Source organism: Rhodoferax sp. (assembly GCF_025354435.1).
Lineage (GTDB): Bacteria > Pseudomonadota > Gammaproteobacteria > Burkholderiales > Burkholderiaceae_C > Rhodoferax_B.
The window spans coordinates 98,436-124,312 of sequence record NZ_JANXMU010000025.1 but is presented as its reverse complement, the minus strand read 5'-3'; the positions used below and the strand labels follow the sequence as shown (position 1 = coordinate 124,312).

23 protein-coding genes, 1 tRNA gene and 1 pseudogene are annotated in these 25,877 nt (G+C 57.6%); 20 read left to right on the top strand and 5 right to left on the bottom strand.

Annotation, left to right across the window (positions count from 1 at the left end; all coding sequences use genetic code 11):
- Positions 1-197 precede the first annotated feature (197 nt).
- Positions 198-1,229 (top strand): PHB depolymerase family esterase, encoded by a 1,032-nt coding sequence (locus tag Q0T48_RS06620; protein ID WP_295954093.1) that lies wholly within the window; start codon positions 198-200, stop codon positions 1,227-1,229.
- A gap of 5 nt (positions 1,230-1,234) precedes the next feature.
- Here the strand turns inward: Q0T48_RS06620 and Q0T48_RS06615 are convergent, their stop codons facing one another.
- Both Q0T48_RS06615 and Q0T48_RS06610 read right to left on the bottom strand, forming a co-directional pair.
- Positions 1,235-2,227, bottom strand: a complete 993-nt coding sequence (locus Q0T48_RS06615; RefSeq protein WP_295954091.1) for a response regulator transcription factor — start codon at positions 2,225-2,227, stop codon at positions 1,235-1,237.
- A complete protein-coding gene (locus Q0T48_RS06610) occupies positions 2,217-5,753 on the bottom strand; it encodes an ATP-binding protein (protein WP_295954088.1) in 3,537 nt (1,178 codons plus the stop codon). Before Q0T48_RS06610 ends, Q0T48_RS06615 begins: the two co-directional genes overlap by 11 nt.
- A gap of 121 nt (positions 5,754-5,874) precedes the next feature.
- Between Q0T48_RS06610 and Q0T48_RS06605 the strand changes: the two genes are divergently transcribed.
- The 15 genes from Q0T48_RS06605 (at position 5,875) to Q0T48_RS06535 (ending at position 19,418) form a co-directional block, all read left to right on the top strand.
- Positions 5,875-6,177, top strand: a complete 303-nt coding sequence (locus tag Q0T48_RS06605; protein WP_295954086.1) for an urease subunit gamma — start codon at positions 5,875-5,877, stop codon at positions 6,175-6,177.
- A gap of 6 nt (positions 6,178-6,183) precedes the next feature.
- Complete coding sequence (locus tag Q0T48_RS06600) at positions 6,184-6,369, top strand: hypothetical protein (protein ID WP_295954083.1); 186 nt, start codon at positions 6,184-6,186, stop codon at positions 6,367-6,369.
- Positions 6,366-6,671: an urease subunit beta gene (locus Q0T48_RS06595; protein WP_295954080.1), complete on the top strand. Its 306-nt coding sequence runs from the start codon at positions 6,366-6,368 to the stop codon at positions 6,669-6,671. Before Q0T48_RS06600 ends, Q0T48_RS06595 begins: the two co-directional genes overlap by 4 nt.
- Positions 6,671-8,389: an urease subunit alpha gene (gene ureC, locus Q0T48_RS06590; RefSeq protein ID WP_295954078.1), complete on the top strand. Its 1,719-nt coding sequence runs from the start codon at positions 6,671-6,673 to the stop codon at positions 8,387-8,389. Before Q0T48_RS06595 ends, ureC begins: the two co-directional genes overlap by 1 nt.
- Entirely contained in the window at positions 8,389-8,967 is a 579-nt protein-coding gene (gene ureE, locus Q0T48_RS06585) for an urease accessory protein UreE (protein WP_295954075.1), read from the top strand. The genes ureC and ureE overlap by 1 nt, the downstream gene beginning before the upstream one ends.
- Positions 8,968-8,971: 4 nt before the next feature.
- Entirely contained in the window at positions 8,972-9,736 is a 765-nt protein-coding gene (locus Q0T48_RS06580) for an urease accessory UreF family protein (RefSeq protein WP_295954072.1), read from the top strand.
- A 48-nt stretch (positions 9,737-9,784) separates the two neighbouring features.
- Positions 9,785-10,441 (top strand): urease accessory protein UreG, encoded by a 657-nt coding sequence (gene ureG, locus Q0T48_RS06575; RefSeq protein ID WP_295954070.1) that lies wholly within the window; start codon positions 9,785-9,787, stop codon positions 10,439-10,441.
- Between the two features lie 47 nt (positions 10,442-10,488).
- The gene (gene queE, locus Q0T48_RS06570; protein WP_295954068.1) at positions 10,489-11,127 is read left to right on the top strand and encodes a 7-carboxy-7-deazaguanine synthase; all 639 of its coding nucleotides are present in this window, start codon (positions 10,489-10,491) and stop codon (positions 11,125-11,127) included.
- A gap of 15 nt (positions 11,128-11,142) precedes the next feature.
- On the top strand, positions 11,143-11,508 hold the full coding sequence (locus Q0T48_RS06565; protein ID WP_295954066.1) for a 6-carboxytetrahydropterin synthase: 366 nt from the start codon (positions 11,143-11,145) through the stop codon (positions 11,506-11,508).
- A gap of 54 nt (positions 11,509-11,562) precedes the next feature.
- Positions 11,563-11,650: transfer RNA gene (locus Q0T48_RS06560), tRNA-Ser, on the top strand.
- A gap of 322 nt (positions 11,651-11,972) precedes the next feature.
- The gene (locus Q0T48_RS06555; RefSeq protein ID WP_295954063.1) at positions 11,973-12,800 is read left to right on the top strand and encodes an ABC transporter permease; all 828 of its coding nucleotides are present in this window, start codon (positions 11,973-11,975) and stop codon (positions 12,798-12,800) included.
- Positions 12,790-14,118: an ABC transporter ATP-binding protein gene (locus Q0T48_RS06550; RefSeq protein ID WP_295954060.1), complete on the top strand. Its 1,329-nt coding sequence runs from the start codon at positions 12,790-12,792 to the stop codon at positions 14,116-14,118. Before Q0T48_RS06555 ends, Q0T48_RS06550 begins: the two co-directional genes overlap by 11 nt.
- Complete coding sequence (locus tag Q0T48_RS06545) at positions 14,119-17,085, top strand: glycosyltransferase (RefSeq protein ID WP_295954058.1); 2,967 nt, start codon at positions 14,119-14,121, stop codon at positions 17,083-17,085.
- Positions 17,086-17,214: 129 nt separating this feature from the next.
- Complete coding sequence (gene wecB, locus Q0T48_RS06540; protein ID WP_366887938.1) at positions 17,215-18,318, top strand: UDP-N-acetylglucosamine 2-epimerase (non-hydrolyzing); 1,104 nt, start codon at positions 17,215-17,217, stop codon at positions 18,316-18,318.
- Positions 18,318-19,418 carry a glycosyl transferase gene (locus Q0T48_RS06535; protein ID WP_295954056.1) on the top strand — a complete coding sequence of 367 codons (1,101 nt, stop codon included), beginning with the start codon at positions 18,318-18,320 and terminating at the stop codon, positions 19,416-19,418. Before wecB ends, Q0T48_RS06535 begins: the two co-directional genes overlap by 1 nt.
- An 80-nt stretch (positions 19,419-19,498) precedes the next feature.
- Here Q0T48_RS06535 and aroC read toward each other — a convergent pair whose 3' ends face one another.
- Positions 19,499-20,596: a chorismate synthase gene (gene aroC, locus Q0T48_RS06530; RefSeq protein ID WP_295954053.1), complete on the bottom strand. Its 1,098-nt coding sequence runs from the start codon at positions 20,594-20,596 to the stop codon at positions 19,499-19,501.
- A 111-nt stretch (positions 20,597-20,707) separates the two neighbouring features.
- Between aroC and Q0T48_RS06525 the strand changes: the two genes are divergently transcribed.
- A complete protein-coding gene (locus Q0T48_RS06525; RefSeq protein ID WP_295954050.1) occupies positions 20,708-21,130 on the top strand; it encodes a cupin domain-containing protein in 423 nt (140 codons plus the stop codon).
- Between the two features lie 50 nt (positions 21,131-21,180).
- On the opposite strand, the gene Q0T48_RS06520 is transcribed toward Q0T48_RS06525, so the two are convergent.
- On the bottom strand, positions 21,181-21,837 hold the full coding sequence (locus tag Q0T48_RS06520; protein ID WP_295954047.1) for a glutathione S-transferase: 657 nt from the start codon (positions 21,835-21,837) through the stop codon (positions 21,181-21,183).
- Between the two features lie 181 nt (positions 21,838-22,018).
- Between Q0T48_RS06520 and phaZ the strand changes: the two genes are divergently transcribed.
- On the top strand, positions 22,019-23,242 hold the full coding sequence (gene phaZ, locus Q0T48_RS06515) for a polyhydroxyalkanoate depolymerase (RefSeq protein WP_295954046.1): 1,224 nt from the start codon (positions 22,019-22,021) through the stop codon (positions 23,240-23,242).
- 239 nt (positions 23,243-23,481) lie between these two features.
- On the opposite strand, the gene Q0T48_RS06510 is transcribed toward phaZ, so the two are convergent.
- Positions 23,482-23,934 carry a CBS domain-containing protein gene (locus Q0T48_RS06510; RefSeq protein WP_295954042.1) on the bottom strand — a complete coding sequence of 151 codons (453 nt, stop codon included), beginning with the start codon at positions 23,932-23,934 and terminating at the stop codon, positions 23,482-23,484.
- A gap of 143 nt (positions 23,935-24,077) precedes the next feature.
- On the opposite strand from Q0T48_RS06510, the gene Q0T48_RS06505 reads away from it, so the two are divergent.
- Complete coding sequence (locus Q0T48_RS06505) at positions 24,078-24,743, top strand: phosphatase PAP2 family protein (protein WP_295954038.1); 666 nt, start codon at positions 24,078-24,080, stop codon at positions 24,741-24,743.
- A 171-nt stretch (positions 24,744-24,914) separates the two neighbouring features.
- A pseudogene (locus Q0T48_RS06500) lies at positions 24,915-25,874 on the top strand (sensor domain-containing diguanylate cyclase).
- The last annotated feature ends 3 nt before the right edge of the window (positions 25,875-25,877 follow it).

Sequence of the window (25,877 nt, the reverse complement as noted above, 5' to 3'; positions counted from 1 at the left end):
GTATAACCGGACTCGACTGCATTCGACGCTGGACTATGTCAGCCCGGTGCAGTTCGAGCAGAACTGGCTTGCGAATCAGCCCAAGCAAGCCAACTCATGAGCTCGGTTATGGGATACGGATTCCAGGGGCAAGGTCAGTGCAGCATAAACTAAAACCAAAAGTAAACAGTTTTGGCGAACTACCTACGGAGGTTTCTATGGCTTCTCCACGCGTGTTTCCCCTGCTCTGTGCCGTGTCCTTATGGGCTGCCTTGGGCGGCACCGCCGAGGCGGCGGCTCCCTTGCCGGCGCTCCACGGCGACCCAGGGCAGACATCGGTGTCCGGCTTGTCGTCTGGGGCCTTCATGGCCGTGCAGTACCAGGTGGCGTTCTCGGCTTCGGTCAAGGGGGCGGGCATCGTCGCCGGTGGGCCGTACTACTGCGCCGGGGTCTTGGGCTACAGCGCGGCCGCCATTTGCATGGGTATGGTGCCCTTCATGCCACCCAACCCGCAGGTGATGTGGAGTGCGGCCCAGGCGCTGGCCAGCGCCGGAGAGATTGACCCGCTGGCCGGGCTGAAAAACCAGCAGATTTACGTTTTCAGCGGCACCAAAGACACCGTGGTCTACCAGCAGGCAGTGGATGCCACCGTAGGATTTTTCAAACTGGCCGAGGTGCCGGATGCCAGCATCCGCTACGTCAACAACGTCCCCTCGGGCCACGCGCTGATCACCCCGAAATTTGGCAATGCCTGCCCGGCCAATGCCGCACCGTACATCAGCCACTGCGCGGTGCAGGGAACGGGGTACGACCAGGCGGGTGCTTTGCTGCAACAGATTTACGGCAAGCTGCTGCCCGCCGCCAAAACCCTGAGCGGCAACATCGTGGCCTTTAACCAGCGTGAATTTGCCAGCGCAAGCTCGGGCCTGGCCGACGATGCCTACCTCTACGTCCCCAAGTCCTGCAGCCAGGCGGGCAGCAGTTGCAAGGTCCATGTGGCCCTGCACGGCTGCGAGCAGTCGGCCAAAGTGGTGGGGAACGAGTTCTACACCGATACCGGCTACAACAACTGGGCCGACAGCAACCAGATGCTGGTGCTGTATCCGCAGGTCAACGCCTCCAACCTGCCGTTCAACCCCAAAGGTTGCTGGGACTGGGTGGGCTACACCGGCCCGGCCTACGCCACCAAGGCAGGCGTGCAAATGGCGGCCATCAAGGCGATGGTGGACCGGCTGACCACCAAACCCTAACCCGCTCAGCCTTCAAACTGCGGGTGCAGTTGCCGGATCTTGGTCATGGCTACCCCGGCGGCGGCGGTGCGGGTTTCGACCCCCATCTTCACGTAGACGCGCTCCAGGTGCTTCTTTACCGTGGCCGGGCTGCTACCCAGAATCTCGCCGATGTCGCGGTTGGTTTTGCCCTTGACCACCCAGTACAGCACCTCGGCTTCGCGGGTGGTGAGCTTGAAGCTCAGACTCATGGCCTCGATGACCGCCGCGTCGGACACCTCGCGCATGACGATCAGCCAATCGCCACCGCCCTCTCCGTCGCCGGTTTGCTGGTGCAGGCGAAAGCTCAGGCGGCGCGCGCCCTGCTCCACGCTCAGGCGCGGGGGTTCGATTTGCTGCTGGGCGGCGGGTAAATGTTGCTGTAGCCAGTCCACTACCAGCTTGGGCGCCTGGGGTGCGCTGGTGCCGAAGTAGTCGCGCAGCAGGTCGCGGGCCAGCGGGGTTTGCCACATCAGCTTGCCGTCGCTGGCGCGCACGGTGATGCTGGCGTAGCCGAAGGCGTCCAGCGCGTTGCGGGCCTGGCCGGCCTGGTGCACCTGCTGGCGGGCGCGGCGGGCGCTTTGCAGGTGCACGTTCATGCGGGCCATCACCTCTTTGGGCTTGATGGGCTTGGTGACGTAGTCCACCCCGCCCGCCTCCAGCGCGGCCACCAGGTGCTCGGTCTCGGTCAGGCCGGTCATGAAGATGATGGGAATGTGGGCGGTGGCCGGGTTGGCCTTGAGGCGGCGGGCCACTTCGAAGCCGTCCATACCGGGCATCATGGCGTCAAGCAGCACGATGTCGGGCAGGGCCTGGGCGGCGCGCTGCAAGGCGGTTTCGCCGCGGGTGGCCACCAGCACGGTGTAGCCGGATTCGTCCAGCGCGTCGTGCAGCACGGCCAGGTTGTCGGGCACGTCATCAACGATGAGCACCACGTCGGAGTTGCTGCGGTCGAGGATGGCTTCGGGTTCAGGGAGCATGGGTGGTATCGGGGCTGGCGGGTGCCTGGGCCAGCAGGCGACCGATGGCTTCAAACTGGAATTGTTGGGCCAGGGTGCGCACTTCCTGCGCCAAGCCCCGGCATTCGGGCTGCGCATGTTCCAGCGCGGCCAACTGGTTGAGGATACCCCGGTAAAAGCCCAGTTCGGCCACCTGGCGCAGCGCCTGCAGCCGGGCCACGTCGGGCCAGACGCGCAGCACCGGCGCGGGCGGCGGCGGCGCGGCCACGGCGGGCGCATCCACCCACTGGAGCTGCAGGCGGCGCTCCAGCCAGTCCAGCAGCTCGCTGTGGCGCACAGGTTTGGTGATGAAGTCGTCCACGCGGATGCCGACATCGTTGTCCAGGCCTTTGTCGAAGGCATTGGCGGAGACGATGGCCACGTTGGTATCTCTGTGCCCATCGGCCCGGAGGCGACGTATGGTTTCCCAGCCGTCGATACCCGGCATGGCCAAGTCCATCAGCACGGCATCCGGCTGGTAACCGGCAGCCAGCAGGTCGAGCGCGTCGTGGCCGCTGGCGGCGGTGCGCACTTCAAAGCCCAGAGGCTGCAACAACTGCACCAGCAGCTCGCGGTCGGGGTCTTCGTTGTCCACCACCAGCAGCTTGCGGCGCGGGCCGAGGTAGGCGCGGCGCAGGCGCGGAGCGGTACGCTGCACGGTTTTGAGGTCGGCACCGTGGATTTCGGGCAGGAAAAGCTTGACGCGGAACACCGAGCCGCTGCCGGGCGTGCTGACTACGGTCATCTCGCCGCCCATCAGGTCGGTGAGCATTTTGGCGATGGTCAGGCCCAAACCGGCGCCGCCACTGCCGGAGCTGGTGGTTTGGGAAGCCCCACGCTCAAACGGCTCGAACACCTGGGCCAGCTCGTCAGCGTGCATGCCGGGGCCGGTGTCTTCGATCTCGATGAAGGCCATCTCCAGCGCGTAGCGGGCGCGCAGGCGCACCCGGCCCGTGGCGGTGAACTTGATGGCATTGCCCAGCAGGTTGATAAGGATCTGGCGCAGGCGCTTTTCGTCGGCGCGCACCTGCTCGGGCAGCACGCCCTGCGGGTCGAAGTGGAACTGCAGACCCTTGGCGCGGGCCTGGGGTTCGAACATCTCGGCCATTTCGTGCAGCAGGTCGGCAAACGGCATGGGCCGGGTCGCCAGCGTCAATTTGCCGGATTCGATGCGGGCGATGTCCAGCGTGCCTTCAATCAGCGACAGCAAATGCTCGCCGCCGCGCTTGATCACGCCGATGGCCTGCTGGCGGTGCGGTGGCACGCTGCTGTCTTCGCCCATGAGCTGCGCGTAGCCCAGGATACTGTTGAGCGGCGTGCGCAACTCGTGGCTGATGGCGCTAATGTAGCGGCTTTTGGCCAGGTTGGCGTGGTCGGCCGCGAGCTTGGCTTGCTCTGCGATAGCGCGGGCCTGGTCGGCCACCAGTTTGGCGGCTTGCAGGGCCTTGTCTGTCTGCGCGTGCGAGGCGATTTCGCGTTGCAACAAATGGGTTTGGCGGTTGGATTCTTCCTGCGCCACCTGGCGGCTCTTGTGCGCCAGCACAAACCACCAGGCCACGATGCAGGCCATCAGCACCAGGGCCATATAGGCTTTGACGAAACCCGAGCGCAGTGCAGAACTTGGATCGAAATCAACCTCTACCGCAGACTGCACCAACGCCTGTAGCTCTTGAAAGTATAGCAATCCAAACAGCGCGGCCAAAATCGGCACCACCACCAGCATCAGCAAAATGAAGTGCGCCAAACCGGTTTCCAGGTACGGCCAGGCGCGCTGGGGCAAGAGCCAGCGCATGGCCGCGGCCCACTGCACTTTCAGGCTGGCCTGGGGTTTGCACAAGTCGCCACAGCGCGCATCCAGCGTGCAGCACAGCGAGCAGATCGCGCCCTGGTAGGCGGGGCAATGGGCCATGTCGGGCGCTTCGTACTCGCGCTCGCAAATCACGCAGCGCTGCACGCGCAGGCGCTGGTAAGTGTCGTCAACCATCGGCTGGGTGATGCCTTTCCAATCCGACTGGGGCCCCCGGGCGATGTAGTAACGGCCCTTAGTCCACCAGGCCAAAAAGGGCGAGGCAACCATGGCCGTGCCCAGGGCGATCAGGGCCGAAAACGCCTGCGCCATCGGCCCGAACAGACCCAGGTAGGCCAGCATCGACAAGGTGGAGGCCAGACCCATCGCGCCCACGCCCACCGGGTTAATGTCATACAGATACGCGCGCTTGAACTCGATGCCCGGCGGCGACAGGCCCAGCGGCTTGTTGATGACCAGGTCGGCCACCACCGTCATGATCCAGGCGATGGCGAGGTTGGAGTACAGCCCCAGCACGTCGCCCAGCGCCTCGAACACGTTCATCTCCATCAGCATGAAGGCGATCAGTGTGTTGAACACCACCCACACCACCCGGCCCGGATGGCTGTGCGTGATGCGCGAGAAAAAGTTGGACCAGGCCAGCGACCCGGCGTAGGCATTGGTGACGTTGATCTTCAGCTGCGACAGCACCACAAACAAGGCCGTGGCCGCCACCGCCCAGCCGTACTGCGGAAACACGTATTCATAGGCCGCCAGGTACATCTGGTTGGGGTCGACCGCGCGCTCGGGCGGCACCATGTGGGTGATGGCCAGGTAGGCCAGCAGCGCGCCGCCCAGCATCTTCAGCACGCCCAGCAGCACCCAGCCCGGCCCGCCCGCCAGCACGCCCAGCCACCAGCGGCGGCGCGTGGCCGGGGTGTAGGCGGGCATGAAGCGCAGGTAGTCGGCCTGCTCGCCCATCTGGGTGATCAGCGCAATGCCCACGGTGAGCGCCGCGCCGAAGGACAGCAGGTTGAACGTATCCGCATGCCCGGCCACCCCGCCGTAGTGCAACACCCCGGCAAACGCGCCGGGTTCGCGCATCCACACGTAAGCAAACGGCACCACCAGCAGCACCAGCCACAGCGACTGGGTCCAGACCTGCAGGCGGCTGATCATGGATACGCCGCGCGTGACCAGCGGAATCACCACCAGCGCGCAAATCAGATAACCCCAGCGCGGCGGTATGCCCAGCGAAAGGTCCAGCGCGTAGGCCATCACTGCGGCCTCCAGCGCGAAAAAGATGAAGGTGAAGGACGCGTAGATCAGCGAAGTGAGCGTGGAGCCGATGTAGCCAAAGCCCGCGCCGCGCGTGAGCAAATCCATGTCCACCCCGCAGCGGGCGGCGTAGATGCTGATGGGCAGCCCGGCCAGAAAGATGATCAGCCCGGTGGCCACAATCGCCCAGAAGGCGTTCACAAAGCCGTGCTGCACCAGCAAGGTGGCACCCACGGCCTCCAGAATCAAAAACGAAGCCGCGCCGAAAGCCGTGTTGGCCACCCGCCACTCGGACCATTTGCGAAAGCGCTGTGGGGCAAAGCGCAGGGCGTAGTCCTCCAGGGTCTCGCTGGCCACCCAGCTGTTGTAGTCGCGCCGGATCTTCACCACCTGCTGGGGGGCGTCGTTCAGGGGAGACAGGGGAGTAAGGTCGGAATCGGTCACTGTGGGATCTTCGCAGCTTTTATGCCCAGTGATGCACCAAGCTTGTGCGCCATTTGGCGTAGGCCCAAGGCATACGGCTTGCTTAATAATGCGTGCAATAAGTCACAACTAGCGAGCCTCCATGGAACTCACGCCCCGAGAAAAAGACAAGCTGCTGATCTTCACCGCTGCCCTGCTGGCCGAGCGGCGCAAAGCCCGGGGCCTGAAGCTGAACTACCCCGAAGCCATCGCCTTCATCAGCGCGGCGGTGATGGAAGGTGCGCGCGACGGCCAGAGCGTGGCCCAGCTGATGAGCGCAGGCCGCAACATCCTGACCCGCGCCGACGTGATGGACGGCATCGCCGAGATGATTCCCGACATCCAGGTGGAAGCCACCTTTCCAGACGGCACCAAGCTGGTGACAGTCCATCAACCCATTTTGTGAGCCCGCATGAAAACTACTAAATTGATAGCTGCCTGCGCAGGTTTTATATGCGCTAGCACCGCATTTGGCCATGATATTCCCGGCCTGAGCGGCCCGCACTGGCACGCGTCGGATGCCGTGGGCTATTGCGTGCTGGCGGCTTTGGCGGGGGTGTCGGCCTGGGCCGTGTGGCGCGACCGGGGCGGCAAATGACCCCCGGCGAACTGCTGGTAGACGAGGGCGAGCACCCGCTGAACACCGGGCGGCGCAGCGTCACCCTGGTGGTCAACAACACGGCAGACCGGCCCATCCAGGTGGGCAGCCACTACCACTTTGCCGAGACCAATGGCGCGCTGGGTTTTGACCGGGCTGCAGCCCATGGCATGCGGCTGAATATTGCGTCGGGCAGCGCGGTGCGCTTCGAGCCCGGCCAGCAGCGCACGGTGGAACTGGTGGATTACGCGGGCGACCGCACGGTGTATGGATTTCGCGGTTTAGTGCAAGGGAAACTCTGATGGTAACAATTGGACGACGCGCTTACGCTGAAATATTTGGGCCCACCACCGGCGACCGGGTCCGCCTGGCCGATACCGACCTGCTGATCGAGGTCGAAAAAGACTACACATTGCTGGCCGGTGCCTACGGTGAAGAAGTCAAGTTTGGCGGCGGCAAGACCATCCGCGACGGCATGGCGCAATCACAAAAAATGCGCTCCGAAGGCGCGGTGGACTGTGTGATGACCAACGCGCTGATCCTGGACCACTGGGGCATCGTCAAGGCTGACATTGGCCTCAAAGATGGCCGCATTGTGGCGATAGGCAAGGCGGGCAACCCCGACGTGCAGCCAGGCGTGGACATCATCATCGGCCCCGGCACCGAGATCATCAGCTGCGAGGGCAACATCGTCACCGCAGGCGGCATCGACAGCCACATCCATTTCATCTGCCCACAGCAAATCGAGGAAGCCCTGGCCAGCGGTGTGACCACCATGCTGGGCGGCGGCACGGGCCCGGCCACCGGCACTTTTGCCACCACCTGCACGCCCGGCCCCTGGAACATCGAGCGCATGTTGCAGGCGGCCGATGCCTTCCCCATGAACCTGGGTTTTCTGGGCAAGGGCAACGCCAGCCTGCCCGCCGCGCTGCACGAGCAGATTGACGCGGGCGTGATCGGCCTGAAGCTGCACGAAGACTGGGGCACCACCCCCGCCGCCATCAGCAACTGCCTGGACGTGGCCGAGCTGGAAGACGTGCAGGTGGCCATCCACTCCGACACGCTGAATGAGAGCGGCTTTGTGGAAAACACCATTGCCGCCACCAAGGGCCGCGGCCTGTGCGCCTTCCACACCGAAGGCGCGGGCGGCGGGCACGCCCCGGACATCTTGCGGGTGGTGGGCGAGGCGAACTTTTTACCTAGCAGCACCAACCCCACCATGCCCTACACCGTGAACACGCTGGACGAGCACGTGGACATGCTGATGGTTTGCCACCACCTGGATGCCAGCATCCCCGAAGACCTGGCCTTTGCCGAAAGCCGCATCCGCAAGGAAACCATTGCCGCCGAAGACGTGCTGCACGACCTGGGTGCCATCAGCATGATGAGCAGCGACAGCCAGGCCATGGGCCGCGTCGGCGAGGTGATTCTGCGCACCTGGCAGACGGCGCACAAGATGAAGGCCCAGCGCGGCTCGCTGCCAGAGGATTCCTCACGCAACGACAACTTCCGCGCCAAGCGCTATGTGGCCAAGTACACCATCAACCCGGCGCTGGCCCACGGCATCAGCCACGAGGTGGGCAGCATCGAGGTGGGCAAATGGGCCGACCTGGTGGTGTGGAAACCGGCCTTCTTCGGCGTGAAACCCGCACTCATCCTGAAAGGCGGCTTCATCGCTATGGCCGCCATGGGCGACCCCAATGCCAGCATCCCCACGCCCCAGCCGGTGCACTACCGCCCCATGTTTGGCGCGTACGGCACGGCACTGGCGCGCGGCTCGCTGACCTTTGTGTCGCAAGCCGGGCTGACCGGCGGCATCAAGGAACGCTTCGGCCTAGCCAAGACTTTGAGCGCCGTGAAAGACATCCGCGCCGTGCGCAAGCAGCACATGGTGCACAACAGCTATCTGCCAAAGATGGAGATCGACGCGCAAACCTACAGCGTGCGGGCGGATGGGGTGCTGCTGACGTGCGAAGCGGCGGTAAGCTTGCCGATGTCACAACGCTACTTTCTCTTCTAATGCTCCAAACCTCCAAACTCATCCCCCAAGGCAAAGGCCTGGCCCCTGCCCTGCTCAAACGTGGCAGCACCGTCGAACTGGACTGGAACGTACGCCAAAAAAGCCGCTTCGATGCCACCGACTCCCTGGGCCGCCAGCTTGGCGTATTCTTGCCGCGCGGCACGCTGGTGCGCGGCGGCGATGTGCTGGTGGTGGAAGACGGCTCCCTGGTCCAGGTGGTGGCGGCCCCCCAGCCGGTGCTGGTCATCACGGTCCACGGACACGGCACTCCTTTCGACCTGACCCGCGCCGCATACCACCTGGGCAACCGCCATGTGCCGATCGAGCTGCAGCCCGACCACCTGAAGATCGAACCCGACCACGTGCTAGCAGACATGCTGCGCGCCATGCATTTGACGGTGGTGGAAGCCACGGTTGCGTTTGAGCCCGAAGGCGGTGCCTACGCGGCGGGCGGACACAGCCATGGCCACGAACATCCGGCACCGAAGCCCGTATCCATTCCGGTCAAAGCCGCCCCCCACGTCCATGGCCCTGGCTGCGGGCACGACCCCAACCACGGGCACGGCCATTCCCACTGATCCCATGTCGGTGCACAGAGTCCGCCCGCTGGTGCCGCCGGTCCGCCGCCGCCCAGCCCGAGCCGTTAGCCACGCCGCCAGTCCATCAGAATCGGCCACGCCCAGCCTGCTGCAGCTGATCTGGTTGGCATCGCCGGCCTTACCAGTGGGCGGATTTTCTTACTCCGAAGGGCTGGAAGCGGCCGTAGACCGGGCGGGAGTAGCTACAGAAAGTGCAGCATCCGACTGGCTGATCGACCAACTGCACCTGGCGTTGACCCGGGGCGACCTGGCCGCCATCGCCAAAGCCATTCCCGCCTGGCGGCGCGGCGATGTAGATCATGTGGCCGAGCTCAACGCCTGGGTACTGCAAACCCGCGAAACCAGCGAACTGCGCGCCCAGACCGAACAGATGGGCCGTTCGCTACTGGAGTGGCTGCGCAACCATCACACCGCATCAAGCCAGCAGATAGCGGCCTGCGCCCAGATGCAGCCCACCTACCCAATCGCCTACGCCCTGGCCGCCTCCGCCACCCAGGCCCCGCTGCGCGACTGCCTGCTGGCCTACGCCTTTGGCTGGGCCGAGAACATGACCCAGTCGGCCATCAAATCGGTGCCGCTGGGCCAAAGCGCCGGGCAGCGGATTCTGGCGCGCCTGGCCGCCGACATTCCCGCCGCAGTAGACCGCGCCACCCAGCTTCCCGACAGCCAGCGCCAGGCATTTTCGCCCATGCTGGTCATTCTGAGCAGCCAGCACGAAGTGCAATATTCAAGGCTTTTCAGGTCCTAGCGCTTATTACATAAGCACAAGCAGCTCTTTTTTCTATAGCAAAATACCATGTCCACTCTGCACCACATCGCCCACCGCACCAAAAAACTCCCCCCGCTGCGCGTCGGTATCGGCGGCCCGGTGGGTTCCGGCAAAACCACACTGCTGGAAATGCTGTGCAAAGCCATGCGCGAAAAATACGACCTGGTGGCCATCACCAACGACATCTACACCAAGGAAGACCAGCGCATCCTGACCGTCAGCGGCGCCCTGCCTGCCGAGCGCATCATGGGCGTGGAAACCGGCGGCTGCCCGCACACGGCCATCCGCGAGGACTGCTCCATCAACCTGGAAGCCATTGACCGCATGCTGGTCGAGCACCCCAATGCCGACATCGTGTTCATCGAGAGCGGCGGCGACAACCTGGCCGCCACCTTCAGCCCCGAACTCAGCGACCTCACCATCTACGTCATCGACGTGGCCGCAGGCGAAAAAATCCCCCGCAAAGGCGGCCCCGGCATCACCAAGAGCGACCTGTTCGTCATCAACAAAACCGACCTGGCCCCGCACGTGGGCGCGAACCTGGACGTGATGGAATCCGACACCCGTCGCATGCGTACCAATGCCCAGGGCCTCAAGCCGTTTGTGATGACCAACCTTAAAACCCTGACCGGGCTGGCCGAGGTGGTGGCCTTCATCGAAACCAAGGGAATGCTGGCCCAGTAAAATCTAGGGCTTAGCTAGCTCCACGCCGCTTACAACGGCGTTTCCCCATGACCTATAGCGTCAAAGAAATTTTCTACACCCTGCAAGGCGAAGGCGGCCAGGCCGGCAGCCCCGCCGTGTTCTGCCGCTTCGCCGGTTGCAACCTCTGGACCGGCCGCGAAAGCGACCGTGCCACTGCCGTCTGCCGTTTTTGCGATACCGACTTTGTGGGCACCGACGGCACTCTGGGCGGCAAATTTGCCGACGCAGATGCGCTGGCCGACCAAATCGCCGCCCAATGGCCGGCAGGCGACACCCACCACCGCCTCACCGTACTCACCGGAGGTGAGCCCCTGCTGCAAGTAGATACCACCCTGGTAGCCGCCCTGCATGCACGCGGTTTTCGCATCGCGGTAGAAAGCAACGGCACCGTGCTCGCGCCAGACGGCATAGACTGGCTGTGCATCAGCCCCAAAGCCGGTGCCCCCTGGATCCAGCGGCAAGGGCAAGAGCTCAAAGTGGTGTGGCCTCAGCCCGGCCTGGACTTGGCCACGCTCGCCCGCACCGGGCAGTTCAGCCACCGCTTCTTACAGCCCATGGATGGTCCAGAGCAAGCGGCCAACATCGCCCTGTGCATAGACACCTGCATGCAGCACCCCGCCTGGCGCCTGAGTCTGCAGACCCACAAGATCACCCACATCCGCTAACCCATCGGCTAATCCATGCTGTACACCATTAGCCAACGCTTTTACTTTGACGCGGCCCACACTCTGCAACGCGAGATCGAGACCGCAGGCAGTCGCCGGATCCACGGCCACACCTACCACGCCGAGGTCAGCGTGAGCGGCCCGCGCGACCCGGAAAACAGCATGGTGCTGGATTTGGGCTTTCTACGCCTGCGCCTGGAAGGCGTGCGCGAACAGCTAGACCACCATTTTCTAGATGAAGTGCCCGACCTAGGTACACCCACACTAGAGAACCTGTGCACTTTCATCGCAACACAGTTAGCCGACGTACGCCCACCAGTAAGCCGCGTACGCGTATGGCGTGACGCACTGGGCGATGCATGCGTTTTAGACGTCCCCTAAATGGAGTACGTTTTGTAACCTAGGTATAGGTACAAAGGTTAGAATCACAAGCAAGGAAGCGTGGCAGAGTGGTCGATTGCACCGGTCTTGAAAACCGGCGATGGGAAACTATCCGTGAGTTCGAATCTCACCGCTTCCGCCAAATTGAGCAATATCAATGGCGTGCAAAAGGAAACAAGGACGACTTGAAACATCCTACAGCACCATTAGCTCCACGATTAGCACCACGCGTTGCTAATTAGCGTTTTGTATAAAAATCACCTAAATATTAAATACCACCTAATCTGAACGCATAGAAATAAGCGCTCATATTAGGTTAGCACTTGATCGAGATTATCCCTAGAAAGACGCTTAATCGAAATGTGTTCCTCGCTTCCCCAAAGGCCTGAGGGCCTCCTTCTAAAGCCCGATATACTGAAAAGCATCTGCGGCATTTTCCTTTCTTTACCAAAGATACTGCCTGCATGAATCCCCACGCAACGCGTTCTATTTCCCCCATTTGGTTGTTTAAATCGCTAATGGCTAACCGAAGCCTGATTTACAGTCTGGCCAAGCGTGATGTGGTTGGTCGTTATCGTGGTTCTGCGATGGGGCTTCTGTGGTCATTTTTCAACCCGGTATTGATGTTGGCCGTGTACACCTTTGTTTTCAGCTTGATTTTCAAGGCGCGGTGGGCCGGGGGGTCTGGTTCCAAAACCGAGTTTGCCCTTGTACTGTTTGCCGGGTTACTCGCGTTCAGTTTGTTTTCTGAGTGCCTGAACCGTGCGCCAAGCCTGATAGTGAGTAACGTCAACTACGTCAAGAAAGTTATTTTTCCTTTGGAGATACTTCCTGTCGTTGCGCTAGGATCGGCTGCTTTTCACTTCTTAATAGGTTTGGTGGTGTGGTTAATATTTTATCTGACGTTCTTCGGAATCCCCGATGCGACCATCCTGCAATTGCCTCTGGTTATTCTTCCACTCATTCTGATGACACTAGGGTTGTCATGGTTCTTGGCATCACTAGGAGTCTATCTGCGAGATATGGCACAAATCATCGGCGTTATAACCACTGTACTGATGTACCTATCGCCGATTTTTTATCCGATCGCTGCATTACCAGAAAAATATCGGCCGTTAATGCAAATCAGTCCACTGACCTTTGTGATAGAGCAAACCCGTGACACCATGGTATGGGGCAAGAGCATCCAATGGGAAATGTGGTGGACACACATCGCTATAGCGACCTTAGTTGCTTGGATGGGCTTTGCATGGTTTCAAAAAACACGCAAAGGATTTGCAGATGTCCTCTGATTTTTCAATTCAAGTCGTCGGCCTTAGCAAGTGTTACCAAATATATGACAAGCCTAGAGATCGATTGGCTCAGATGTTTACATTTGGGCGCAAGCAACTCTATCGTGAATTTTGGGCCTTACGAGATACCTCATTTTCTATTGGTCGAGGCGAAACCGTGGGAATTATTGGTCGCAATGGAAGCGGAAAATCGACACTGCTGCAAATGATTTGTGGAACAGTTTCACCGACTACTGGCACCGTAACTACAAATGGGCGCGTTGCCGCATTGCTAGAGTTGGGAGCCGGCTTTAATGCCGAATTTACTGGGCGAGAAAACGTACTATTGAATGCAGCGATTCTGGGTTTCCCACAAGAAACTATGGAAGAGCGGATGGATGAGGTACTGGCCTTTTCAGAATTAGGTGATTTTCTTGATCAACCAGTCAAGACCTACTCCAGCGGCATGTACGCGCGACTCGCATTCTCGATCGCGATCCATGTCGACCCGGATATTATGATTGTCGATGAGGCCTTGGCTGTTGGTGATTCGCGTTTCGTTGCCAAGTGCATGAGGCGCATCAAAGAGATTCAGGAACGAGGGGCCAGCATCCTCTTCGTGAGCCATGACGTGGGATCAGTGCGCACACTATGCCAACGGGCTATTTGGCTCGACAAAGGACGGCTCGTCGAAGACGGTGATGTGTTTCCGGTAAGCGGAAAATACATGGAATTTATGTTCAAAGACGAAGTTTCTGAAGACCAAGCTTTACGAGAAGAGATCGTGTCGGGTCAGGATACGCCGAATGAAGCAGGCGCACTTCAAACTACCGAATTACCAAAACTCACCGGCACCACCTTTAGCCCATCCAAGTATCGACTTGATACTAGACCGGTTACGCATTGGGGGTCACGTAAAGGGGTAATTCTTGGCGCATCGGTATGCGATGAGCAAGGCATCCGCCGGGATGTGATTACTTGGGGCAGGTCAATCGAGGTGGTGATTGACGTTTGTGTGCCGCTCGATATTCCTCGTGAGCATCTTAGTATTGCCTGCTCTATCAAGGATATCAAAGGAACCGATCTTATCGTCTCCACCACCAGCGACCAAGACTCCATCGGCTTGCCCAATCAGGAGCACTTCAGTGTCTGCTTCCGTATGGTTAACCCTCTGGTAACAGGGAAATATCTTTTGGTCGCGGCAGTAGAAAATCGACTTCACAGAGACATTCATTATTATGAGTATCTTGAGGGTGCCCATTATTTTTCATCATTGGCCGACGAGCGTTTTTTTGGAATTTTCCAGCCGACGGTTGAGCAGTTAGTTAAAGTTGCATAGATGTCAAAACTATCAAACATCAACTCAGGCACCTACTGGGACCACCGTTTTTCAGAAGACTGGGAAATGTACGCAGGACCTCGTCAATCCCGTTTTTTCGCTCAACTCGCCGTCGAAAATATGCCCTCATGGCTAATCGAACAAACGAGGCTTCAATCATTAACGCTTGCAGACTGGGGATGCGCGCAGGGTGACGGGACCAATGTATTGGCGAGCTTTGTAGATCCAGGTCAATTGGTGGGAGTGGATTTTTCTGGGGTTGCTATCGAGCAAGCGGCAAGGCGCTATCCAACTATAAGGTTCAAAAGTGAAAACTGGCTTGAGGAAGCTACTGAGATTCCCGATTCTTATGATGTCGTTTTCTCATCCAACACGCTGGAGCATTTTCACCAGCCGTACGAAGTACTGAAAGCATTGGGTGCACGAGCCAAGAAAGCTGTAGTTTTAGCTTTACCTTACCGTGAATTAGAGTTAATCGAAGAGCATTTTTACTCATTTCTTTCAAAGAATATACCCATTGATTTAAGTAACGGTTTTCGACTAATTTGGTCTAAAGTAATTGATTGCAGGCATCTTCCCGATACGCTTTGGGGTGGTGATCAGATTTTTCTTGTGTATGCTGAATCGTCATGGCTTACATCACTCAACTTAACTTTAGGCGATTGCAACTTTGTGCAAGACGATGCGACAGCAAAGATTGCCAGCCTTCATGAGGAAATAGCCACCCGTGATAGCCAGATCGCCAGCCTCAATATGGAAGTGGGCACACAGGGTGATCAAATAACCAGATTCCATCAGGAAGTCAAAGCGAGGGATAGCCAAGTTGCCAGCATTAACCATGAGTTAATTCGACTTTCAGACTGGGCACAAAGAATTGACCAAAAACCACTGCAACACGGATTTAAAAAATATGGAATTAAGGTATTACGCTCTGTTTACCGAACATTGCCGCTACCGAGCTCATTAAAGTATCAACTGAGAAGTGCAACAATGGGTGTAATTGGCTCATTGCGTAAAATTTTTTCATTTCCGCAACAAAAATCTGACCAGTTACTAGACGCTGTTCAGGACTTGAATCGCAAATGGAAAAATCTGGAAGAAGGCGCTCAGGTTGAACGTACTGATGTACTCGTATTTTCCGTCATAGACTGGCATTTCAGAATGCAACGCCCCCAGCATCTGGCTCGCAGTTTTTCAAGCAATGGGAAACGGGTATTTTTTCTCAGCAACCATTTCTTGGACTCCAATGAGTATGGCTATGAAATTGAACGACTTGATCCATCCTTAGATATTTATCAAATCAAACTGCGCGTCAAAGGTGCGCCCGCAATTTACTTTGGAGCACCTACTACGACTGCCATATCTCAACTAGAACATGGCATTGCGAAATTAATGTCAGATTTCGCGATAATTTCCAGCATTGCAGTGGTTCAGCATCCATATTGGTATCCAGTTGTGTGTCATATACCAAATAGCATTCGACTGTATGACTGCATGGATCACCACGAAGGCTTTGGTGGTGTGCCTACAGCATTGGCTGAAATCGAGAAAGATATGCTACGCGGGTCTGATTTAGTGGTAGTTACATCCAGTTGGCTCGAAAATTTTGCCAGTGGCTATAATAAAAACGTTGTAACCGTTCGCAACGCGGGCGAGTATTCTCATTTTTCTGTACAGCCTGTCCAGCGCTATGTGGATGCAAGTGGGCGTCGTATCATTGGCTACTTCGGTGCGATTGCCGAGTGGTTCGATATCGATCTGATCCGCCACGCGGCATTAGTGCATCCTAATGCGCTTATTCTACTCATTGGTAATGACACCATTGAAGCATCCAAATCACTAAAGGATCTTCCTAATGTGCTCTTCATCGGGGAGGTTCCTTATGCCAAGTTACCTTTCTACTTGTATGCTTTCGATGTTTGTCTGCTGCCTTTCAAGATTACTCCACTCACTTTGGCGACAAATCCCGTAAAGGTTTATGAATACCTTGCAGCGGGCAAGCCTGTGATCAGTGTAGATTTACCCGAAATAGCTCAGTTTGGGGATTTGGTTCTGCGGGCGCGGACTAGTGACGAATTCATTACGATGATTTCGCAAAACCTCGCAACTACCGACTCGGACGAGTTAAAACGCAACCGTCAACTATTTGCTAAAGACCAGACTTGGGAGCATCGGGCAGAAGCGTTGATTAAAGCCACTATCGACTTGCCAATGCCAAAAATTAGTGTTGTGGTCCTGACCTTCAATAATCTTGAGTTGACCAAGGCATGCCTAGACAGTCTTGTACGCTTTACTTGCTATCCTAATATCGAGCTTATTTTGGTGGATAACGCATCAACAGATGAGAGTCCAACTTATCTAACCGAATTCAAAAATAAGCACAAAAATATTAAGCTTATATTAAATGAAAAAAATCTAGGTTTTTCTGCTGGCAACAACGTAGGCCTCAAAGAAGCCACTGGCGATTTTCTGGTTATGCTGAACAACGACACAGTTGTAACACCTGGCTGGTTAATGACACTTATGCGCCATTTACAAATTAATCCTACTATCGGAATAATTGGACCAGTTACTAATAATATTGGCAACGAAGCAAAAATTAACATCAACTACTCTACACCAAAGAAAATGCTACCACTTACGTTTAATTACACATTAAACCAAATGGGGAAATACTACCCTCTCCAGACGGCGGCTTTCTTTTGCGTAATGATACCGCGAAATATATTTGAGGAAGTTGGTTTACTGGATGAGAATTTCGGACGAGGATTCTTTGAAGATGATGATTACTGCCGTCGGGTTGAAGCCATAGGTAAAACGATAGTTTGTGCGCACGATGTTTTTATTCATCATCACTTATCAGCATCATTTAATAAGCTAAAAGGAACAGAAAAGCAAGATCTGTTTGATCAGAATAAAAGATACTATGAAACTAAATGGGGAAAGTGGAAGCCACACACTTATTAAAAAACCTGATACATTAACCACTTTTCGTACCCCTGAGATTACAGCTTCGATAATATAAAAATATATGAAGTAAATAAATTTCCATTTCTTGAGAGAGTAAACATAAATTTACACATCAGAAAATAAAATATGAAACCAATAAAAATTCTCTCTGTTGTAGGAACACGTCCTGAAGCCATCAAGATGGCACCCGTAATTTTGGCGTTAAAAAAGGAACCATGGGCAGAAGTCCGGGTTTTAGCTACGGCACAGCACCGTCACATGCTGGATCAGGTCCTGAATTTCTTCGATATCGAACCGGATATCGACCTGAATATCATGCGTCCGAACCAAACCCTGACAACCTTGACGGCCCGTCTATTATTAGGAATGGACGATGTGCTACAAGCAGAAAAACCGGATGCGGTACTGGTTCAAGGAGATACCACAACTGTAATGGCCGTATCTCTGGCTTGTTTTTATCACCGAATTCCAATCGGCCATGTCGAAGCCGGCTTGCGTACCTGGGATATGCAGAATCCATTTCCTGAAGAAGCAAATCGCGTCATTGCCGGCAAACTGGCACGTTGGCACTTTGCACCCACTGAGGGCTCGCGAGCGAACCTGTTACGCGAAGGGGTACCAGATGGCGAAATTTTAGTAACCGGCAATACAGTAATTGATGCACTGTTAATGACGGCAGCCAAAGATATAGAAATCGGTATTGAGCTCGATCCCAGCAAGCGTTTAGTTCTTGTTACTTCGCATCGTAGGGAAAACTTCGGTGAGCCATTCCGAAATATTTGCCGAGCTTTGCGTGCACTTGCTGAGAAAAATGTCGATGTCCAATTTCTCTATCCAGTTCACCCGAATCCGAATGTCAAAGACGTTGCCCATGAAATGCTCGGTAATTGCCGAAACATTCAACTTTGTGCACCTTTAGATTACGCGCCTTTTGTTGCCGCCATGAAGCGTTCTTATCTAATCATCAGTGACTCGGGTGGTGTGCAAGAGGAAGCACCGGCCTTAGGCAAACCGGTACTGGTATTGCGTGATGAGACTGAGCGGCCAGAAGCTATTGACCAAGGTGTCGTCTTGTTGGTGGGGACCAACTATGACCGTATCGTCTCCGAGACCCAGCGTTTGCTGGACGATCAGGTGGCGTACGGCGAAATGGCACGCGGAATATCCCCATATGGCGACGGCCTTGCTAGCGAAAGGATAGTGAAAACTTTGCGAGAACATTTCGCCTGATGCGCCTTGTCTATCTATCACCAGTGCCTTGGGCGACTTTTGCGCAACGCCCACAGAAATTTGCTAGCTGGTTTCACTCCAGAACTGATGGCGAGGTGCTTTGGGTTGATCCCTATCCCACTCGATTTCCTCGCTTGTCCGACATAGGGCGATTTGATTCAACAAAAGACCCCGATGGGCAAGTGCAGCCTGATTGGATTCGAGTTATTAAGCCTTTTTCATTGCCGTTGGAGCCGTTGCCAGGCGCAGGTTGGGCCAACGCCATTTTTTGGAGACCAATCCTCGATGAATTGGCTCACTTTGTTAAAAACCATGATGCATTGCTTGTCATAGGTAAGCCAAGCCTACTCGCGCTTGCGGTCTTGCATCGGCTGAAAGATATACCGTCTGTTTACGATGCGATGGATGATTTTCCGGCTTTCTACAAAGGGCTATCGCGTTATGCGATGGCGAAGCGCGAGGCACGATTGGTTCGACGAGTAGATTCACTTTGGGTTACCAGTACGAGTCTCAAGCAGCGCTGGGAAGGTTTGCATCCCTCTGCACACCTAGTTCCCAATGCTCTCGATGCTTCGCTCATGCCCACCGCAAAAATAAAATCAATAGAGCCTAGTACACAGATATTCGGCTATGTTGGAACTATTGCAGCATGGTTCGATTGGGAGTGGATTATTGCCTTGGCTAAAGTGAGATCTGACGATGTCATTAGACTCATCGGACCGGTTTTCACTCCTACACCAATTGACCTTCCCGGAAACATCGAGTTCCTGCCCGAGTGCCATCATGAAGTGGCATTAAATGCCATGCGTGATTTTGATGTAGGACTGATCCCATTCATCAGAAATGAGCTGACCGCGTCTGTTGATCCGATCAAGTTCTATGAGTATCGGGCCCTCGGCTTGCCGGTGATTTCAACGGAATTTGGAGAGATGGCGTTTCGCAAGCACGAAGTAGGCACCTTTATCAGCCAAACGTTGCATGACATTGCATCGCTCGCTGAGTTAGCACTGTGTATTCACGATATACCTGCGAAAGCAAATGAATTTGCACTTCGTAACTCTTGGGAGGCGCGTTTTGATGCGACAAAAATTTTTCATTAAACTAACACTGCTTAGGAAGGCATCAATTTAATCCTGTTATGTCTACGCAAGGGCTATGACTGAACGTACCCGCAGATCGATCACCCCGCCGATGCCGCAATCGGTCCCACCGCCTGCACCACATCGGCATTCTGCGCACGCTGGCGCAGGGCGTGTTCCATGACCACCAGGGCCAACAGCGCCTCAACGATAGGCGTGGCGCGGATGCCTACGCAGGGGTCGTGGCGGCCTTTGGTGATGACTTCGGTGGAGTGGCCTGCCGTGTCGATCGTCTCGCGGGGCGTGGTGATGGAGCTGGTGGGCTTGATGGCGATGGACACTTCCAGGTCTTGCCCGGTGCTGATGCCGCCGAGCACGCCGCCCGAGTTGTTCGACTTGAAACCCTGTGGTGACAACGAGTCACCGTGCATGCTGCCACGTTGCGCCACGCTGGCAAAACCGGCACCAATCTCCACGCCTTTGACGGCGTTCAGGCCCATCATGGCGAAGGCGATGTCGGCATCCAGCTTGTCAAACAGCGGCTCGCCCAGGCCTACGGGCATGCCGGTGGCGGTGACGCGGATGCGCGCGCCGCAGGAATCCTGGGCGTGGCGCAAGGCATCCATATAGTCCTCCAGCGCAGACACGTCGGCCACCGGGGCAAAAAACGGGTTGTTGGGCACGTGGTCCCAGCTCTCGAACGGCACCACCAGGTCGCCCACCTGGGTCATGCAGCCGCGAAACACCATGCCGTACTTCTCTGCCAGCCATTTTTTGGCTACAGCACCTGCGGCTACGGTGGGAGCGGTCAGGCGGGCGGACGAACGGCCGCCGCCACGCGGGTCACGGATGCCGAACTTGTGCCAATAGGTGTAGTCGGCGTGACCAGGGCGAAAGCTCTGGGCGATGGCGCTGTAATCCTTGCTGCGCTGGTCAGCATTACGAATCAGCAGGGCAATGGGGGTGCCGGTGGTTTTGCCCTCGTACACGCCGCTCAGGATTTCGACCGCGTCGGGCTCGTTGCGCTGGGTGACGTGGCGGCTGGTGCCGGGGCGTCGACGGTCCAGGTCGCCCTGGATGTCGGCCTCGCACAAGGCCATGCCGGGGGGGCAGCCGTCGATCACGCAGCCAATGGCTGGGCCGTGGGATTCACCAAAGTTGGTGACTGCGAATAGGGTTCCGAAGGTATTTCCGCTCATAGCCGCTGATTATCCCCGACCTAGACTACAGCGCCCGAACTTGGGAACGGTTCATGCTTATAGCCCCCTACCCCCTGCGGGTTTTCACGTACATCCACCAAGGAGAGGCTCATGCTGCAAGCTACCACGACCGAATTTTCCCATGTCAAACCTGGCGACACCGATTTTGTGCAAGGCGGTTTGCGCGACTTTTTTCTGTACCGGGACCTCGGCATTGCCGAAGCTACGCACGGAAAGGTGATTGCGCACCTTGTTAAGGCGAACATGGCTCCAGAAAAGGGCACGGGCTGGCACCGGCATGAGGCGGACTTCCAGATCGTGATCATGGTCAAGGGTTGGGCGCGCTTTATGTACGAAGACAAAGAGACCCTGGTGCAGGCGGGTGACTGTGTGCACCAGCGCCCCGGCATCCGCCACTACCTGTTCGACTACTCGCCGGATATGGAGTATCTGGAAATTGTGTCGCCGGCCGACTTCAAGTCGATCGACGTGGATCCCGTGTGCGAGATCCCCGAATCAACGCCCTGGAAATAGAGCGATAGAAGGCAGGGGACTCCAAATCCCCCGCCCGTCTTTGTTAGAACTTAGAACTCTGCGTCGAGTTCGTCGATTTCTTCGGGTTCTTTCATCGCCTCGGCCACCCATTCCTGCATCGCGGGCAAGGCCATGATGCGCTGGCAGTAGGCGGCGCACACCGGGTCCAGCGCCACGTTGTAGGTCAAAAAGCGGGTGACCACCGGGGCGTACATGGCATCGGCCATGCCCACTTGCTCGCCAAACAGATACGGGCCGCCGTAGTTGGCCAGGCATTCTTTCCAGATCTCCACGATGCGGTCGATGTCGCTCTGGGCGCGCGACCAGATTTTGAATTCGGCAAAGTGGGCCTTGATGTTCATCGGCAGCGCCGTGCGCAGCGACGAAAAGCCCGAATGCATTTCGCCGCAGATAGCCCGGCAATGGGCGCGGGCGGCTGCGTCGGCGGGCAGCAAACCTGCTTTGGGCTTGATTTCATTCAGATATTCGCCAATGGCCAAGGTGTCCCAGACCTTGATCTTGTTGTGCTGCAAAGAGGGCACCAACATGGAGGACGATAGCAACATCATCTCGGCTTTCATGGCCGGATCATCGGGAGAAACCACGTTTTCGGTGAACTCTAGCCCAGCAAACTTGGCGGCGAGCCAGCCGCGCAGGGCCCAGGCACCGTAGTTTTTGCTGCTGATCGTCAACTCTGCTTTACGCATGGGTAGCTCCTTGTGTTGTGGTCCATTCAGCAAGGGCTATGCCAGAGCCCGCACTAATGCAAATCCGTATTTCTACGTATGGCGTACCGAATGGAGGCCACCCTCTAGGCTGCATCCAGTAACTGGCCCGTAACTTGCCTGTAGTTGGTGCAATCTCCGCACCAAGTCAGGAACAATTCAAATGCTCTATCAGGCCTATCAACTCCAGTCCGACTTGATGTCTCCGCTGCGCCTGATGGCGCAAAGCCTTGGCTCATCGCTCTGGTTCAAAGACACGGAAAACAGCCCGGTGCGCAAAATTGCCGCCGCCTGCGATGTGTTTTCACGCCTGCGACTCACCCATTCACGGCCCGGCTACGGCATCACATCGGTCAAAGTGGGTCAGGTGGAGGTGGAGGTCACCGAGGAAACCACCCTCACCCTGCCCTTTGGCAGCCTGTTGCATTTCAAGCGCACGGGTGACGCGGTCGATATGGATGGCCAACCCCCGGTGCTGCTGGTGGCACCACTGTCGGGCCACTTTGCCACGCTGCTACGCGAAACCCTGCGCACCCTGCTGCAAGACCACGATGTCTACATCACCGACTGGCACAACGCCCGCGACGTGGCGCTGACCGAAGGCGCCTTTGCGCTGGACGACTATGCCGAGCACATGATCCGCTTCATCGAAGCCATCGGTCCCGGCACCCATGTGGTGGCCGTGTGCCAACCCTGCGTGGCCGCGCTGGCCGCAGCCGCCATCATGGCCGAGGACGACAACCCCTGCCAGCCGCGCAGCCTGACGCTGATGGCCGGCCCGGTCGACTGCCGCATCAACCCCACCGGGGTCAACGTCCTGGCCACCAGCAAGCCCATCGAGTGGTTTGAAAAGAACCTGATCAGCCACGTGCCCATGCCGCACAAGGGCTTTATGCGCCGGGTGTACCCGGGCTTCATCCAGCTCAGCGCGTTCTTGAGCATGAACCCGGCGCGCCACAAAGCGCAGTTCAAAGACATGTACAAATACCTGCTGGAAGGCGATATCGACAAGGCTGACACTATTCGCAACTTCTACGACGAGTACCTGGCCGTGAACGACCTGCCCGCCGAGTTCTACCTGGAAACCGTGGCCAAGGTGTTTCAAACCTACGACCTGCCACGTGGCGTGCTCACCTACAAAGACCGTATTGTCAACCCCGCCGCCATCCGCCGCACCGCGCTGATGACGGTGGAAGGCGAGCGCGACGACATCTGCTCCGTCGGCCAGACCATGGCCGCCCAAGACCTGGCCAGCAGCGTACGCCCCAGCCAGCGCACCCACCACATCCAGACCGGCGTAGGCCACTACGGCGTGTTCAGCGGTAAAAAGTGGAACCAGCAAATCTACCCCCGCGTGCGCGACATGATTTACGCCAACCAGCTCTAAACAGCACACAGCAAAAAGCCCGGTGACACCCACCGGGCTTTTTTTATGCCGAAAATCAGATGCTATAAATTTAATAGCTACTCACGCTGTTCAATAAAAACAATCAGCCAAAAGTACCAACACCCCACAGCGAGACACCCCTTCCAGGGATACCGTGGAACCGGCTTTGCCGGGCCACTGGTATCGCCCCCTGCAAGAGGGTTAGCCAAAGATGCGAAGCACTGCAACCTAGGGGTGTACTAGGAAGCCTCTTCTTCACCTGCAGGCCAGTCGCGGATATAGGCCTTGAGCATTTTGTTTTCGAAATTCTGGCTGTCCACCACGGCCTTGGCCACGTCGTAGAAGCTGATCACACCCATCAGCATTTTCTGGTCCATCACCGGCATGTAGCGGGCGTGGCGCTCCAGCATCATGCGGCGCACGTCGTCCAGCTCGGTGTTGGGGGTGCAGGTCAAGGGGTGGTCGTCCATGGCAGTGCGGACAAGCGTGGTGCCGATGCTGCCGCCGTTTTTCACCACCAGTTGGATCACCTCGCGAAAGGTCAGCATGCCGACCAGATCGCCATGGGACATGACCACCAGAGAACCCATGTCCTTCTCCGCCATCATGGCCAAAGCGGTCGCAAGGGGCTCATCGGGGTTGGCGGTATAGAGCGTATTGCCTTTCACACGCAGAATGTCGCTGACTTTCATGGGGTTCTCCTGGTAACGCAGTGCGCAATGGATGGATGGGTGATGGATGTACTTGCAATATAGCCCACAAAAGCCTATGGCACGGCAGGAAATGCGCCTGCGCAGGCATGCTGCCCCATGCTGCACTGCAATAAAATCCGTCTATGGACCTCTTCATCGCCAAAGCCCCCTACTGGATCACCCGTTTTGGCGAGATCGGCATCGTCGTGCCGCTGGCCGTTGCGCTCACGCTGTGGCTGCTGGCGACCACCCGCGCCATCCGCCCGCTGCTGCTGTGGCTGATGCCGCTGGGCTTGGCGGTGGGCATCACCACGCTGTCCAAAATCGCTTTTATCGGCTGGGGCCTGGGCATTGCGGCGATTGATTTCACCGGGTTTTCGGGCCACGCGATGTTCTCAGCTGCCATCTACCCGGTGCTGGGCTACACGCTGGCCACGCAATCAAGCCGCGCGCCAGGAACCCATTTTTGGGCCATGCTGGCAGGCTATGCCCTGGCGCTGGTGATTGGTTGGAGCCGGGTCCACATCCAGGTGCACTCTGTGTCCGAAGTGGTGGCTGGCTTGGCCTTGGGTGCCTGTGCCAGCGGCTGGACGATTTGGCACATGCCGCACAGCCTGCCGGCGCCCAGCCCACGCCCGCACCGCTGGGTGCTGCTGGCGCTGCTGGGCTGGCTGGTGGTGATGCCGGTGCACGCCGCCCCGTCCCGGTCGCATGACATGGTGACGCAGTTGGCGCTGCGACTGTCTGCCCACGACACGCCGTTTCGGCGGGCCGACCTGCATGCGGTGCCAATCCCACCCGGGGTCTAAATACTCCTGTTTTTATAGCTACTTGTACAGGAGAGATAAGCACCAGAGGCCTATTTCTTATAAATCTCATCTAGCAGCATGGATGGCCACATCCGGCCTCTGGGAATTTCTACAATTTGTTACAGTTGCACGCGGATGCGGTAAGCTGCTGGCCTTTACCTGTACTGCCCCATGGACATTGACCCCTCCGTCTACAAGACCCTGCTCGAATCCACCAAGGCCATCCCCTGGCGGATTGACTGGAAGACCCTGACGTTTAGCTACATCGGCCCGCAAATTGAAGAGCTGTTGGGCTGGAGCCCCGAGAGCTGGGTCGGCGCGCAAGACTGGGCCGACCGCATGCACCCCGAGGACCGCGAGGAAACCTTCAACTTCTGCGTCAGCCAGTCCCAGGCCGGGGTGGACCACGAGGCCGACTACCGCGCCCTGACCAAGGACGGCGGCTACGTGTGGATCCGCGACGTGGTGCACGTGGTGCGCAAACACGGTGAGGTGGAGGCGCTGGTGGGCTTCATGTTTGACATCAGCGAACGCAAAAAGACCGAAGAAAAACTCATCACCCTGCAAAAAGAGCTGGAAGAGCTGTCCTTCAAAGACGGCCTGACCGGCATTGCCAACCGGCGGCTGTTTGATTCGATCATGGAGATCGAATGGGGCAACGCCCGGCGCAACCACTAGCCGCTGTCGGTGATCATGCTGGACATCGACTTCTTCAAACCCTACAACGACCACTACGGCCACTTGAAGGGCGACGACACCTTGAAGCTGGTGGCCCAGACGCTGGCCTCGGCGGCCACCCGTTCGCGCGACTTTGTGGGCCGTTACGGCGGCGAAGAATTTGTGCTGGTGCTGTCTGAGACCGACGAAAAAGCCGCCCTGAAAATCGCCGAGCGCTGCCGCAACCTGCTGGCCCAACTACAGATTCCGCACCAGGGCTCACCCATCGGCCACCTCACCGCCAGCCTGGGCGTGGGCACCTGCATTCCCGGTGTCGATTCCAGCATGGCGGAGTTTGTGGACGCGGTGGACAAGCAGCTGTACCGCGCCAAACATCTGGGCCGCAACCGGGTGGAATCTGCGCCGGCCAGCCTGGCCGCTGCTACGGTATCCCGCGCAGGGCTGATCCGCTAGCAA

Coding starts and splice junctions, on each gene's coding strand:
- Q0T48_RS06620 (WP_295954093.1), top strand. CDS start 198: ATGGCTTCTCCACGCGTGTTTCCCCTGCTCTGTGCCGTGTCCTTATGG.
- Q0T48_RS06615 (WP_295954091.1), bottom strand. CDS start 2,227: ATGCTCCCTGAACCCGAAGCCATCCTCGACCGCAGCAACTCCGACGTG.
- Q0T48_RS06605 (WP_295954086.1), top strand. CDS start 5,875: ATGGAACTCACGCCCCGAGAAAAAGACAAGCTGCTGATCTTCACCGCT.
- Q0T48_RS06600 (WP_295954083.1), top strand. CDS start 6,184: ATGAAAACTACTAAATTGATAGCTGCCTGCGCAGGTTTTATATGCGCT.
- Q0T48_RS06595 (WP_295954080.1), top strand. CDS start 6,366: ATGACCCCCGGCGAACTGCTGGTAGACGAGGGCGAGCACCCGCTGAAC.
- ureC (WP_295954078.1), top strand. CDS start 6,671: ATGGTAACAATTGGACGACGCGCTTACGCTGAAATATTTGGGCCCACC.
- ureE (WP_295954075.1), top strand. CDS start 8,389: ATGCTCCAAACCTCCAAACTCATCCCCCAAGGCAAAGGCCTGGCCCCT.
- Q0T48_RS06580 (WP_295954072.1), top strand. CDS start 8,972: ATGTCGGTGCACAGAGTCCGCCCGCTGGTGCCGCCGGTCCGCCGCCGC.
- ureG (WP_295954070.1), top strand. CDS start 9,785: ATGTCCACTCTGCACCACATCGCCCACCGCACCAAAAAACTCCCCCCG.
- queE (WP_295954068.1), top strand. CDS start 10,489: ATGACCTATAGCGTCAAAGAAATTTTCTACACCCTGCAAGGCGAAGGC.
- Q0T48_RS06565 (WP_295954066.1), top strand. CDS start 11,143: ATGCTGTACACCATTAGCCAACGCTTTTACTTTGACGCGGCCCACACT.
- Q0T48_RS06555 (WP_295954063.1), top strand. CDS start 11,973: ATGAATCCCCACGCAACGCGTTCTATTTCCCCCATTTGGTTGTTTAAA.
- Q0T48_RS06550 (WP_295954060.1), top strand. CDS start 12,790: ATGTCCTCTGATTTTTCAATTCAAGTCGTCGGCCTTAGCAAGTGTTAC.
- Q0T48_RS06545 (WP_295954058.1), top strand. CDS start 14,119: ATGTCAAAACTATCAAACATCAACTCAGGCACCTACTGGGACCACCGT.
- wecB (WP_366887938.1), top strand. CDS start 17,215: ATGAAACCAATAAAAATTCTCTCTGTTGTAGGAACACGTCCTGAAGCC.
- Q0T48_RS06535 (WP_295954056.1), top strand. CDS start 18,318: ATGCGCCTTGTCTATCTATCACCAGTGCCTTGGGCGACTTTTGCGCAA.
- aroC (WP_295954053.1), bottom strand. CDS start 20,596: ATGAGCGGAAATACCTTCGGAACCCTATTCGCAGTCACCAACTTTGGT.
- Q0T48_RS06525 (WP_295954050.1), top strand. CDS start 20,708: ATGCTGCAAGCTACCACGACCGAATTTTCCCATGTCAAACCTGGCGAC.
- Q0T48_RS06520 (WP_295954047.1), bottom strand. CDS start 21,837: ATGCGTAAAGCAGAGTTGACGATCAGCAGCAAAAACTACGGTGCCTGG.
- phaZ (WP_295954046.1), top strand. CDS start 22,019: ATGCTCTATCAGGCCTATCAACTCCAGTCCGACTTGATGTCTCCGCTG.
- Q0T48_RS06510 (WP_295954042.1), bottom strand. CDS start 23,934: ATGAAAGTCAGCGACATTCTGCGTGTGAAAGGCAATACGCTCTATACC.
- Q0T48_RS06505 (WP_295954038.1), top strand. CDS start 24,078: ATGGACCTCTTCATCGCCAAAGCCCCCTACTGGATCACCCGTTTTGGC.